This window comes from Pseudomonas sp. NPDC099000 (assembly GCF_044759925.1).
Classification (GTDB): domain Bacteria; phylum Pseudomonadota; class Gammaproteobacteria; order Pseudomonadales; family Pseudomonadaceae; genus Aquipseudomonas.
Genome location: NZ_JBIWAF010000019.1, coordinates 1 through 13,637, shown reverse-complemented (window position 1 = coordinate 13,637; position 13,637 = coordinate 1). Strand labels below are relative to the sequence as shown.

The window sequence follows — 13,637 nt, the reverse complement described above, 5'->3', positions numbered from 1 at the left end:
AAAAATAAGTAAAAAGACATTATGAAAAATAAATGAATTAATGAAACGTCTGCTTCTAAATTCGGTTCTAAAATTATTGATGATCGCCGAAGTTCACGCCGAGTCCTTCACTATCTCTGATATTCGCGTCAATGGCCTCCAGCGGGTCTCCGCGGGTAGCGTCTTTGGTGCTTTGCCGTTGAACGTCGGTGAACAGGCGGATGATCGTCGCCTGGTGGAATCCACTCGTGCGCTGTTCAAAACCGGGTTCTTTCAAGATATCCAGCTGGGCCGCGATGGCAACGTCCTGGTCATCACGGTAGTCGAGCGTCCGTCGGTCGCCAGTATCGAGATCGAAGGTAACAAGGCGATCTCTACTGAAGACCTGATGAAGGGCCTCAAACAATCCGGTCTGGCCGAAGGCGAGATCTTCCAGCGTGCCACCCTCGAAGGTGTGCGTAACGAACTGCAGCGCCAATATGTCGCCCAGGGTCGCTACTCCGCCACCGTCGACACCGAAGTGGTGCCGCAGCCGCGTAACCGCGTCGGCCTGAAGGTCAACATCAACGAAGGCACCGTTGCGGCTATCCAGCACATCAACGTGGTGGGTAACACGGTCTTCCCTGATGAAGACCTGATCGACCTGTTTGAATTGAAGACCACCAACTGGTTGTCGTTCTTCAAGAACGATGACAAGTACGCCCGTGAAAAACTCTCCGGTGACCTGGAGCGTCTGCGCTCCTACTACCTGGACCGTGGCTATATCAACATGGATATCGCTTCGACCCAGGTGTCCATTACCCCGGACAAGAAACACGTCTACATCACCGTCAACGTCAACGAAGGCGAGAAATACACCGTTCGTGACGTCAAGCTGAGCGGCGACCTGAAAGTCCCTGAAGACCAGGTCAAGTCCCTGCTGCTGGTTCAGAAAGGCCAGGTGTTCTCGCGCAAGCTGATGACCACCACGTCCGAACTGATCACCCGTCGTCTGGGTAACGAGGGTTACACCTTCGCCAACGTCAACGGCGTGCCTCAGCCTCACGATGAAGATCACACTGTCGACATCACCTTTGCCGTCGATCCGGGCAAACGTGCTTACGTCAACCGCATCAACTTCCGTGGCAACACCAAGTCCGAAGACGAAGTGCTGCGCCGTGAAATGCGTCAGATGGAAGGCGGCTGGGCTTCGACCTACCTGATCGATCAATCCAAGACCCGTCTTGAGCGTCTGGGCTTCTTCAAGGAAGTCAACGTCGAAACCCCGGCTGTACCGGGTGTCGATGACCAGGTTGACGTGAATTACAGCGTTGAAGAACAGGCTTCCGGTTCGATCACCGCCAGCGTCGGTTTCGCCCAGAGCGCCGGTCTGATCCTCGGTGGTTCGATCACCCAGAACAACTTCCTGGGTACCGGTAACAAGGTCAGCATCGGTTTGACCCGCAGTGAATACCAGAGCCGCTATAACTTCGGTTATGTCGATCCGTACTGGACTGCTGATGGCGTGAGCCTGGGCTACAACGCGTTCTATCGCACCACTGACTACGATGACCTCGATGTCGACGTAGCGAGCTATGCCGTAGACAGCCTGGGTGCTGGCGTTAACGTCGGTTACCCGATCAGCGAGACGTCGCGTCTGACCTTTGGCCTGAGCGTGCAACAGGACAAGATCAAGACCGGTCAGTACACCGTTGACGAGATTTTCGACTTCGTGAACAAGGAAGGCGACAACTACCTGAACTTCAAGGCGTCGGCCGGTTGGTCCGAGTCCACCCTTAACAAAGGCGTATTGGCGACCCGTGGCCGTTCCCAGAGCCTGACACTGGAAACCACCACGCCGGGCAGCGACCTGTCGTTCTTCAAGGTTGATTACCGTGGCCAGTTGTTCCAGCCATTGTCTGAAAACTACACTGTGCGTCTGCACACCGAACTGGGCTATGGCGACGGTTACGGTTCGACCGACGGCTTGCCGTTCTATGAAAACTACTATGCTGGTGGTTTCAACTCGGTTCGTGGCTTCAAGGACAGTACCCTGGGTCCGCGCAGTACGCCTAGCCGTGGCACGAATCCGGGCACATTAGCCGACCCGGACCAGGATCCACTGCCATTTGGTGGCAACGTCCTGATCCAGGGCGGTGCAGAGCTTCTGTTCCCTCTGCCGTTCGTCAAGGATCAGCGCTCCCTGCGTACCTCGGTATTCTGGGATGTGGGTAACGTTTTTGACTCGCAGTGCAAAGACACCACCAACGCAAACGGTTCGGCGTCCAATACAAAGTGCAACGACATCAGCCTGAGTAACATGGCCAGTTCCGTCGGTGTGGGCGTGACCTGGGTCACCGCACTGGGTCCTCTGAGCTTCGCGTTGGCCATGCCGATCAAGAAACCGGATGACGCTGAGACTCAAGTGTTCCAATTCTCTCTCGGCCAGACGTTCTAAGCGTCTGCCTCAAAATAACGACAATGGATTTTGTAGGAGTGCATCGTGCGTAAGTTGACTCAATTGGTTCTCCTGGCGACCGTACTGGTAGCAGGTCCGGCTTTTGCCGACATGAAAATCGCCGTTCTGAACTATCAGATGGCCCTGCTGGAATCCGACGCGGCCAAGAAATACGCTGTGGATGCCGAGAAGAAGTTTGGCCCGCAACTGTCCAAGCTCAAGACTCTGGAAAGCAGCGCCAAAGGCATCCAGGACCGTCTGATGGCTGGCGGCGACAAGATGCAGCAAGGCGAGCGTGAACGCCTTGAGCTCGAATTCAAGCAAAAGGCCCGTGACTTCCAGTTCCAGTCCAAGGAACTGAACGAAGCCAAAGCCGTTGCCGACCGTGAAATGCTGAAGCAGCTCAAGCCGAAACTGGACAGCGCTGTGGAAGAAGTCATCAAGAAAGGTGCTTTTGACCTGGTCTTCGAGCGTGGCGCAGTGATTGATGTCAAACCTCAGTACGACATCACTCGCCAGGTTATCGAGCGCATGAATCAGCTGAAGTAATCCATGACAGCGACTATAAAGCTCGGCCAGTTGGCCGAGTTCCTCGGCGCCACGCTACGTGGCGACCCGGAGAAAGAAATTACTGGGCTAGCCACTTTGCAAGAGGCTGGCCCAGCTCAGTTGAGCTTTCTCGCAAACCCCCAATACCGTAAATACCTGGTGGACTGCCGGGCCGCAGCGCTGTTGCTGAAGGCCGCTGACGCTGAAGGTTTTGCCGGTGATGCCTTGGTGGTGCCTGATCCGTATCTGGCCTACGCGCGTATTTCCCATCTGTTCGATCCCAAGCCCAAGGCGCCTGCCGGTATTCACCCGACAGCGGTAGTGGCTGTGGACGCAGTGGTTGATCCGGCGGCGAGCATTGGTGCCTTTGCGGTGATCGAAAGCGGCGCGCGTATTGCTGCCGGGGTGACCGTGGGTGCGCATTGCTTCATCGGCGCCCGTAGCGAAATCGGCGAGGGCGGCTGGCTGGCGCCGCGGGTCACGCTGTACCACGACGTGCGCATCGGCAAGCGGGTAGTGATTCAGTCCGGTGCCGTGCTGGGTGGCGAAGGCTTCGGCTTTGCCAACGAGAAAGGTGTCTGGCAGAAAATCGCCCAGATCGGTGGTGTATTGGTCGGTGATGATGTGGAGATTGGCGTGAATACCGCTATCGACCGCGGCGCGCTGGCCGATACCGTATTGGGTAACGGTGTGAAGCTCGACAATCAGATTCAGATCGCCCACAACGTGCAGGTCGGTGATCACACCGCCATGGCTGCGTGCGTGGGGATCTCCGGCAGCACCAAAATCGGCAAGCATTGCATGCTCGCCGGTGGCGTAGGGCTGGTGGGGCATATCGAAATCTGCGACAACGTGTTTATCACCGGGATGACCATGGTGACCCACTCGATTACCGAAAAGGGTTCCTATTCTTCCGGTACAGCGATGCAACCAGCAGCCGAATGGCGCAAAAGCGCGGCCCGTATCCGTCAGCTCGATGACATCGCGCGACGTCTGCGACAGCTGGAAAAGCGTGTAGGGGACGTGACCCCTGACGGTAATGCTTCATCAGATGGCTGATACCATTTCCATATCAAGTGTGCACAGCCGCTAGACTGCCTCCTTGATTTGCTAGAGGGGTGCGCGTCAGTCGCGCGCTCCCAATCTTTACATAGGCTTCCCCCCGAAATGATGGACATCAACGAGATTCGCGAATACCTGCCTCACCGTTACCCGTTCCTGCTGGTGGACCGGGTCGTGGATCTGGATGTGGAAGGCAAGCGCATTCGCGCCTACAAGAATGTCAGCATCAACGAACCGTTCTTCAATGGTCACTTCCCTGCGCATCCAATCATGCCGGGCGTACTGATCATCGAAGCGATGGCTCAGGCTGCCGGTATCCTTGGCTTCAAAATGCTCGACGTGAAGCCTGCCGACGGCACGCTCTATTACTTCGTTGGCTCCGACAAGCTGCGTTTTCGCCAGCCCGTCACTCCAGGCGATCAATTGATCCTCGAAGCCCGCTTCATCAGCTGCAAGCGTCAGATCTGGAAGTTCGAGTGCCAGGCTTCGGTCGATGGCAAACCAGTCTGCTCCGCTGAAATCATCTGCGCGGAACGCAAACTATGAGTTTGATTGACCCTCGCGCAATCATCGATCCGACGGCTATCCTGGCCGACGGCGTCGAGGTCGGCCCTTGGTCGATCATCGGTGCAGGTGTGGAAATCGGCGAGGGGACAGTGATCGGGCCGCATGTGATTCTCAAGGGCCCGACCCGAATCGGAAAGCACAACCGCATCTACCAGTTTTCTTCGGTAGGTGAGGACACGCCCGATCTGAAATACAAAGGCGAAGAAACCCGCCTGGTCATCGGTGACCATAACGTCATCCGCGAAGGCGTGACGATTCACCGCGGGACCGTTCAGGACCGCTCGGAAACGACCCTGGGCGATCACAACCTGATCATGGCCTATGCCCACATCGGTCACGACAGCGTGATCGGCAACCACTGCATTCTGGTCAACAACACTGCGTTGGCGGGTCATGTGCACGTCGAAGACTGGGCGATCCTGTCCGGTTTTACTCTGGTCCACCAGTATTGCCACATCGGCGCCCACAGCTTTTCCGGCATGGGTACCGCCATCGGCAAGGACGTTCCAGCCTACGTCACGGTGTTCGGCAACCCCGCCGAAGCCCGCAGCATGAACTTCGAAGGCATGCGTCGTCGTGGTTTCAGCGAAGACGCGATCCACGCCCTGCGTCGTGCCTATAAGGTGGTTTACCGCCAGGGCCTGACGGTTGAGCAGGCACTCGCCGAATTGGCCGAACCCTCGGACCAGTTCCCGGAAGTCGCGGTGTTCCGTGATTCCATTCAGTCTTCGACCCGCGGCATCACACGTTAATCATGGCTAATCTGCGTATTGCGCTGGTGGCGGGTGAGGCTTCCGGTGACATTCTCGGCGCGGGTCTCATGCGCGCGCTGAAGGCTCAGCATCCGGCGGTGGAGTTCATCGGTGTCGGTGGCCCGCTGATGCAGGCCGAAGGCCTGACTTCGTATTTCCCGATGGAACGTCTTTCGGTCATGGGCCTGGTGGAAGTGCTGGGTCGATTGCGCGAGCTGATGGCGCGTCGCAAAAAGCTGATCGCCGACCTGATCGCCGAAAAGCCGGACGCGTTTATCGGCATCGATGCCCCTGACTTCAACCTCAATATCGAACTCAAGCTGCGTCAGGCAGGGATCAAGACCGTGCATTACGTCAGCCCGTCGGTGTGGGCGTGGCGGCAGAAGCGGGTGCTGAAGATTCGTGAAGGCTGCGACCTGATGCTGACGCTGTTTCCGTTTGAAGCCAAATTCTATGAAGAGAAGGGCGTGCCGGTGCGTTTCGTCGGGCATTCCCTGGCGGATGCGATCCCGCTTGAAGCCGATCGCGCCGCCGCACGGGCCGAGCTCGGCTTACAGGACGGGCCGCTGGTTGCGTTGATGCCGGGCAGTCGTGGCGGCGAAGTCGGCCGTCTCGGTGCGTTGTTCCTCGATACTGCCCAACGCCTGCGGGCCTTGCGCCCCGGCGTTCGGTTTGTCATGCCTTGCGCCAGCCCGGAACGCCGCGCGCAGCTTGAAGAGTTGCTGGCCGGCCGCGATCTGCCGCTGACCTTGCTCGATGGCAAATCCCATCTGGCCCTTGCAGCCTGCGACGCCGTGTTGATTGCCTCCGGCACTGCGACCCTTGAGGCGCTGTTGTACAAGCGGCCGATGGTGGTCGCTTATCGCCTGGCACCGCTGACGTTCTGGATTCTCAAGCGCATGGTGAAAAGTCCTTACGTCTCGTTGCCGAACCTGCTGGCCCAGCGCCTGTTGGTGCCTGAATTGTTGCAGGACGATGCGACCGTAGAAGCCCTGGCCCAGACCTTGTCGCCATTGATCGAGGACGGAGAAGAGCAGACCCGTGGCTTCGATGAAATTCACCGGACCCTGCGTCTGGATGCTTCTAACCAAGCGGCCGACGCCGTACTGAACCTGATCGGCAAAAAACAATGAGCAAAACGATGCAGATGGGCCTCGACTTCACACTGGTCGCTGAAGTGGAAGATTTGGTTGCCGGTGTCGACGAAGTCGGTCGCGGCCCGCTCTGCGGCGCCGTGGTCACGGCTGCGGTGATTCTCGACCCGAATCGGCCGATTCTCGGTCTGAACGACTCGAAAAAGCTCACCGAAGCCCGCCGCGAAAAGCTCTACGACGAAATCTGCGAAAAGGCCTTGAGCTGGTGCATCGCCCGGGCCGAAGTCGAAGAAATCGACGAGCTGAATATTCTGCATGCCACCATGCTGGCCATGCAGCGTGCCATCGAAGGCCTGCACATCCAGCCGAAACTGGCGATGATCGACGGCAACCGCTGCCCGAAACTGTCCATGCGCGCCGAAGCGGTGGTGCAGGGCGACGGCAAGGTGCCAGCCATCGCTGCCGCATCGATTCTGGCCAAGGTCAGCCGTGACCGTGAAATGGCTGCTTTCGAATTGATTTACCCGGGTTACGGCATTGGCGGCCACAAAGGCTACCCGACCCCCGTTCATCTGGAAGCCCTGGCCCGCCTGGGGCCGACCCCGATTCACCGCCGCTCGTTCGCCCCGGTACGCCTGGCTTATGAGGCACGGGAAAACCTGATCGAGAGTTAGTTGCAAGGCTGATGTTTTTACCAAGGCCCGGTACAATCCGGGCCTTGTTGTCTTCACGTTACTAGACAGGATCACTATGCCGGCTTCATTCGTTCATCTACGCCTGCACACTGAATATTCCCTGGTCGACGGTCTGGTGCGGATCAAGCCGCTGGTCAAGACCCTGGTCGGCATGAACATGCCTGCCGTCGCGGTCACCGACCAGAACAACATGTGTTCCCTGGTCAAATTCTATAAAGCCGCCATGGGCGCAGGCATCAAGCCGATCTGCGGCGCCGACCTGTGGTTGTCGAACAAGGACCCGGACAACGCCCTGAGCCGGATCAGCCTGCTGGCGATGAACGCTGTCGGCTATCGCAACCTCACCGAACTGATTTCCCGCGGCTTCATCGACGGTCAGCGCAATGGCTCGGTCATCATCGAGCGCGAGTGGGTGGCCGAAGCCAGCGAAGGCTTGATCATGTTGTCGGCGGCCAAAGAGGGCGAAATCGGCCTGGCCATGCTCAGTGGCAATCCCGCTGAAGCGGAAAACCTCGCCCGCGAATGGATGGCCGTGTTCCCGGATCGTTTCTATCTGGAAATCCAGCGCACCAACCGCCCCAACGACGAAGAACAGTTGCACGGCGCCGTGGCCCTCGCTGAAAAAATCGGTGCGCCGCTGGTCGCGACCAACGACGTGCGCTTCATCAAGCAGGAAGACTTCGCCGCTCACGAAACCCGCGTCTGCATCGGTGAGGGTCGCGCCCTCGACGATCCGCGGCGTTCGAAGAATTACAGCGATCAGCAATACCTCAAAAGCGCCGAGGAAATGGCCGAGCTGTTCAGCGACATTCCCGAAGCGCTGGCCAACACCGTCGAGATCGCCAAGCGTTGCAACATCGAAGTGAAGCTGGGCACTCACTTCCTGCCCAACTTCCCGATCCCTGATGGCATGACCATCGACGAGTATTTCCGCAAGGTCTCGTTCGACGGCCTGGAAGAGCGCCTCAGCGTCCTGCTGCCCCGGGACACCACCGAAGACTACGAAACCAAGCGTCAGGTCTACGTCGACCGGCTGAATTTCGAGCTGGATATCATCATCCAGATGGGCTTCCCCGGTTACTTCCTGATCGTGATGGACTTTATCCAGTGGGCCAAGAGCAACGGCGTGCCGGTGGGGCCTGGCCGGGGGTCGGGTGCCGGGTCGCTGGTGGCCTATGTGCAGAAGATCACCGACCTCGATCCGCTGGAATATGACCTGCTGTTCGAACGTTTCCTTAACCCGGAACGGGTCTCCATGCCCGACTTCGACGTCGACTTCTGCATGGACGGTCGTGACCGCGTGATCGACTACGTGGCCGAGAAATACGGCCGCAACGCGGTAAGCCAGATCATCACCTTCGGTTCCATGGCTGCCAAGGCTGTGGTCCGAGATGTGGCGCGGGTGCAGGGCAAGTCCTACGGTTTGGCGGATCGTCTATCGAAGATGATTCCGTTCGAAGTCGGCATGACCCTGGAAAAGGCCTACGAACAGGAAGAAATCCTCCGTGACTTCATCAAGGTCGATGAAGAAGCCGCGGAAATCTGGGAAATGGCCCGCAAGCTTGAAGGCGTTGTGCGTAACGTCGGCAAGCACGCCGGTGGTGTGGTTATCGCGCCGACCAAACTGACTGACTTCTCGCCGATCTATTGCGATGAGGCCGGCGACGGTCTGGTGACCCAGTTCGACAAGGACGACGTTGAAGCCGCTGGCTTGGTGAAGTTCGACTTCCTCGGTCTGCGAACCCTGACGGTCATCGACTGGGCGCTGAAAACCATCAACCGCGACCGCGCCAAGGTCGATGAGCCGCCGCTGGACATCGCGTTCATCCCGCTGGATGACAAACCGACGTACCAGCTGCTGCAAAAAGCCGAAACGACTGCGGTGTTCCAGCTCGAGTCGCGCGGTATGAAAGAGCTGATCAAAAAGCTCAAGCCAGACTGCCTGGAAGACCTGATCGCACTGGTGGCCCTGTTCCGTCCGGGCCCGCTGCAATCGGGCATGGTGGACGACTTCATCAACCGTAAGCACGGCCGCGCTGAACTGGCGTATCCGCACTCGGATTACCAGTACGAAGGCCTCAAGCCTGTATTGGCACCGACTTACGGCATCATCTTGTATCAGGAACAGGTGATGCAGATTGCTCAGGTCATGGCCGGTTACACCCTCGGTGGTGCGGACATGCTGCGTCGGGCCATGGGTAAGAAAAAACCCGAAGAAATGGCCAAGCAGCGCGGCGGTTTCATTGACGGTTGCAAGACCAACAATATCGACGCCGACCTGGCCGGTAACATTTTCGACCTGGTAGAAAAATTCGCCGGTTACGGTTTCAACAAATCCCACTCCGCTGCTTATGGCCTGGTGTCGTACCAGACCGCGTGGCTGAAGACGCACTACCCGGCGCCGTTCATGGCGGCGGTACTGTCGGCGGATATGCACAACACCGACAAGGTCGTGACCTTGATCGAAGAAATTCGCACCATGAAGCTGCGTCTCGACGCGCCGGATGTGAACACTTCGGAGTTCAAGTTCACGGTGAATGACGAAGGCCGCATCATTTACGGTCTCGGCGCGATCAAGGGGGTGGGCGAAGGTCCGGTGGAAGCGATCACCGAGGCGCGTCAGGACGGTCCGTTCAAGGATCTGTTCGATTTCTGTGCCCGGGTCGACCTCAAGCGAATCAACAAGCGCACGCTGGACGGTCTGATCCGCAGCGGTGCCCTGGATCGTCTGGGCCCGTGTTTCCACGACGAACCGAAAGCCTACCAGGCCAGCATCGACCAGAATCGCGCGATCCTGCTGACGGCAATGGAAGGGGCGATCAAAGCCGCCGAACAAACCGCCCGCACCCACGACAGTGGCCACGCCGACTTGTTTGGCGGGCTGTTCGTCGAGGCAGACGCCGACGTCTACGCCAATCACCGCAAGGCCAAGGAGCTGACCCTCAAGGAACGCCTGAAAGGGGAGAAAGACACCCTCGGCCTATACCTGACCGGTCACCCGATTGACGAATACGAAGGCGAGATCCGCCGTTTTGCCCGTCAGCGCATCATCGACCTGAAGCCGGCCCGTGATACGCAGACCGTCGCGGGCATGATCATTGCCCTGCGGGTGATGAAGAACAAAAAGGGTGACAAGATGGGTTTCATCACCCTCGACGACCGCTCTGGGCGCATCGAAGCCTCGCTGTTCGCCGAAGCATTCCATTCCGCGCAATCGCTGTTGCAGACCGACGCGATGGTGGTGGTCGAAGGCGAAGTCAGCAACGACGACTTCTCCGGCGGCTTGCGCCTGCGGGTCAAGCGGGTGATGAGCATGGAAGATGCGCGCACCAACCTCGCCGAAAGCTTGCGCCTGAAGCTGCAGACCAAGGATTTGAAGGGCGATCAGCTACGCTGGCTGGGTGAGTTGTTCAAGCGTCACCGCGGCGCGTGCCCGATCACCATGGAGTACACGAGCCCCGATGCGAAGGCTTTGCTGCAGTTCGGCGAGACCTGGCGGATCGACCCGGCGGATGCGTTGATTCAAGCCTTGCGTGACCAGTTCGGGCGAGACAACGTCTTCCTCCAATACCGTTGACGGTCAGGTTCCGCCGAAGGCCCTGATCTCGACCTGAATTTTTAATCTCGACCTGAACGCGCCTGTCCCTTAAGGTAGGGCGCGAATAGACAACCGGCCGGCCCAAGCTCTCTTGGATGTCGACCCAAGACGGACGCCTATGAACCCGAATTTTCTAGATTTCGAACAGCCGATCGCCGACCTGCAAGCCAAGATCGAAGAGTTGCGCTTGGTCGGTAACGACAATTCGCTGAATATCGGCGATGAGATCTCCCGCCTGCAGGACAAAAGCAGCACGCTGACCGAAGACATCTTCGGCAAGCTGACCAGCTGGCAGATCGCACGTCTCGCGCGTCACCCGAAACGTCCGTATACCCTGGACTACATCGAACACATCTTCACCGAGTTCGACGAACTGCACGGCGACCGTCACTTCTCCGACGACGCCGCGATCGTTGGCGGCATCGCCCGTCTGGACGATCAGCCGGTGATGATCATCGGTCACCAGAAAGGCCGTGAAGTGCGCGAGAAGGTTCGCCGCAACTTCGGCATGCCGCGTCCGGAAGGCTACCGCAAGGCGTGCCGCCTGATGGAAATGGCCGAACGTTTCAAAATGCCGATCCTGACCTTCATCGACACCCCGGGCGCTTACCCTGGCATCGACGCTGAAGAGCGCAACCAGAGCGAAGCGATTGCCTGGAACCTGCGCGTCATGGCTCGCCTGAAAACCCCAATCATCGCCACCGTGATCGGTGAGGGTGGTTCCGGTGGCGCTCTGGCGATCGGCGTTTGCGATCAGCTGAACATGCTGCAGTACTCGACCTACGCGGTGATCTCGCCGGAAGGTTGCGCCTCGATTCTGTGGAAAACCGCCGAAAAAGCCCCGGACGCCGCTGAAGCCATGGGTATCACCGCCGAGCGCCTGAAAGGTCTGGGCATCGTAGACAAAGTGATCGGCGAGCCATTGGGCGGCGCTCATCGCGATCCTGCGACGGCGGCGGCTTCGATCCGTGCCGAGCTGAGCTCGCAACTGGCGATGCTGAAGAAGTTCGACAACGAAGCGCTGCTGGCCCGTCGTTACGAGCGTCTGATGAGCTACGGTCTCTGATCTGACACTGCTTCGGCCGACAATAGAAAGAACTGTGGGAGCGGGTTTGCCCGCGAAAGCGATGTAACATTCAACGAATTTGTTGGCTGTTCCGCCGTCTTCGCGGGCAAGCCCGCTCCCACATTTGATTTGTGCGAAGTCATCGATATGAGTCAGCCCACGATTGATTTGCCAGCCAAGCTTCTCCTGAATCTGGCTCTGTGGCGCAACGCTACAACCTGGCGCATCGCGTTCTCCGGCGGGCTCGATTCCACTGTCCTGCTGCACCTGCTCGCCGACCTCTCAAAAACCGAACCCCTGCCAGCGCTCAGCGCCCTCCATGTCCATCACGGCCTTCAGGCTGCGGCTGATGCGTGGCCGCAACATTGTCAGTCGGTCTGTGATGCGCTGGGTGTACCGCTACAGGTGGTTCACGTTCAGGTTCAGTCCGGCGCCAGTCTTGAGCGCGCCGCCCGGGATGCACGCTATGGCGCGTTCGTTGAAGCCATTCAAGCCAATGAACTGCTGCTGACCGCGCAGCACCGTGACGATCAAGCGGAAACCCTGCTGTTTCGGCTGTTGCGCGGGGCGGGGGTGAGGGGCTTGTCGGGCATGCCTCGCGAGCGCGTCCTGGGTCGCGGGCATCTTCTGCGTCCGTTGCTCGATGTCACGCGCGCCGAGCTTGAGGCTTACGCGACTGAGCATCAGTTGACGTGGATCGAGGACCCTTCAAACCAGGACCGCCAGTTCTCGCGCAATTACCTGCGCCATCAAGTGTTCCCGGTAATGGCCGTACGCTGGCCGCAAGCAATGGCGACCATGGCCCGCAGCGCCGGGCATCTGAGCGAAGCGCAGGGGTTGCTCGATGACCTGGCGCAAATCGATCTGGTCGGCGCGAGCACCGTCAGCGATTTCGATTGGTTGGGGTTGCCGTCCCTGGAGCTGGCGCCGCTGGCAAAACTTTCTGCCGCACGCCAGCGCAACGCATTGAGTCACTGGCTCACAGCACTGACGCGGCTACCGGATAGCGACCATTGGTCGGGTTGGGATGATTTGCGCGATGCCACGGGTGATGCCCGTCCGATCTGGCGATTGGCGGAGGGCGAATTGCATCGGTCGGGTGGGCGTATCTGGTGGCTGTCGGGCTGCTGGCTGCGCATTCCGCCCTCCGCCGGCGCATGGGCTGATCCCTCGACAGCGCTGGTATTACCGGAAAATGGCGTGCTCACCTTCACCGGCCAAATCCCCGCTGGCCCGCTGCAGATCCGCTATCGTGAGGGAGGAGAGGTCATGACTCTGCCTGATCGCGGCCACCGGGATCTCAAGCGTTTGCTCAACGAACGCGGTGTTCCGGGCTTCGCCCGTGGCAGATTGCCGCTGCTCTACCGAGACACGCAATTGCTGGCGGTGGCCAACCTGCGGGGCCTCGATGGCCGCGAGCAGGAGGGCTGGCATTTGCATTGGGACCCACTGAGCGAAGATCAAGGTTTGAGCTGAAAGGGGCTTTCCGGTAGACTACGCTCCCTTCTTGATACAACTTCTGTGGATTCGCCTGAATTACAGGAGTTGCCGATTACCAAGCAGTCTTTGCTGGGCGATTCCAAAAAATGTGTAGCGAGCAACGTACCGGTGTTTCATCTGCCGGTCTGTCCCAACGCGGCGGTTTTTTTGAAAGGTGCACTGTGATTAATGCAGGTGATCGGGGGCTTCGGCCTTCCTTCGCTTTCCCCGGCGGCTCGGACCGCTTTAACGCAGACTTCTAGGGTTTTTCATGACGCGCTACATATTCGTCACGGGCGGTGTTGTTTCTTCATTGGGGAAAGGCATTGCCTCGGCTTCATTGGCAGCCATCCTGGAGG

General features: G+C 58.8%; 11 protein-coding genes. All 11 read left to right on the top strand.

Features of this window, described 5'->3' with window-relative positions:
- Window positions 1–40: 40 nt before the first annotated feature.
- Window positions 41–2,416 carry an outer membrane protein assembly factor BamA gene (gene bamA / locus ACIQV9_RS20260; protein ID WP_403104906.1) on the top strand — a complete coding sequence of 792 codons (2,376 nt, stop codon included), beginning with the start codon at window positions 41–43 and terminating at the stop codon, window positions 2,414–2,416.
- 45 nt (window positions 2,417–2,461) lie between these two features.
- A complete protein-coding gene (locus ACIQV9_RS20255; protein WP_010462812.1) occupies window positions 2,462–2,965 on the top strand; it encodes an OmpH family outer membrane protein in 504 nt (167 codons plus the stop codon).
- A 3-nt stretch (window positions 2,966–2,968) separates the two neighbouring features.
- Window positions 2,969–4,024: a UDP-3-O-(3-hydroxymyristoyl)glucosamine N-acyltransferase gene (lpxD, locus tag ACIQV9_RS20250; protein ID WP_403104903.1), complete on the top strand. Its 1,056-nt coding sequence runs from the start codon at window positions 2,969–2,971 to the stop codon at window positions 4,022–4,024.
- 108 nt (window positions 4,025–4,132) lie between these two features.
- Entirely contained in the window at window positions 4,133–4,573 is a 441-nt protein-coding gene (gene fabZ, locus ACIQV9_RS20245) for a 3-hydroxyacyl-ACP dehydratase FabZ (RefSeq protein WP_008154051.1), read from the top strand.
- Complete coding sequence (gene lpxA, locus ACIQV9_RS20240) at window positions 4,570–5,346, top strand: acyl-ACP--UDP-N-acetylglucosamine O-acyltransferase (protein WP_033056289.1); 777 nt, start codon at window positions 4,570–4,572, stop codon at window positions 5,344–5,346. Before fabZ ends, lpxA begins: the two co-directional genes overlap by 4 nt.
- Window positions 5,347–5,348: 2 nt before the next feature.
- A complete protein-coding gene (gene lpxB, locus ACIQV9_RS20235) occupies window positions 5,349–6,479 on the top strand; it encodes a lipid-A-disaccharide synthase (RefSeq protein ID WP_403104898.1) in 1,131 nt (376 codons plus the stop codon).
- Window positions 6,480–6,487: 8 nt separating this feature from the next.
- Window positions 6,488–7,114 (top strand): ribonuclease HII, encoded by a 627-nt coding sequence (gene rnhB, locus ACIQV9_RS20230; protein WP_010462803.1) that lies wholly within the window; start codon window positions 6,488–6,490, stop codon window positions 7,112–7,114.
- 76 nt (window positions 7,115–7,190) lie between these two features.
- Window positions 7,191–10,712: a DNA polymerase III subunit alpha gene (gene dnaE, locus ACIQV9_RS20225; RefSeq protein ID WP_403104895.1), complete on the top strand. Its 3,522-nt coding sequence runs from the start codon at window positions 7,191–7,193 to the stop codon at window positions 10,710–10,712.
- A gap of 139 nt (window positions 10,713–10,851) precedes the next feature.
- On the top strand, window positions 10,852–11,799 hold the full coding sequence (locus ACIQV9_RS20220; RefSeq protein ID WP_131059168.1) for an acetyl-CoA carboxylase carboxyltransferase subunit alpha: 948 nt from the start codon (window positions 10,852–10,854) through the stop codon (window positions 11,797–11,799).
- A gap of 147 nt (window positions 11,800–11,946) precedes the next feature.
- The gene (tilS, locus tag ACIQV9_RS20215) at window positions 11,947–13,275 is read left to right on the top strand and encodes a tRNA lysidine(34) synthetase TilS (RefSeq protein WP_403104891.1); all 1,329 of its coding nucleotides are present in this window, start codon (window positions 11,947–11,949) and stop codon (window positions 13,273–13,275) included.
- A gap of 274 nt (window positions 13,276–13,549) precedes the next feature.
- Window positions 13,550–13,637, top strand: an 88-nt coding sequence (locus ACIQV9_RS20210; RefSeq protein WP_403105105.1) for a hypothetical protein, incomplete at its 3' end; no start/stop codon positions are given.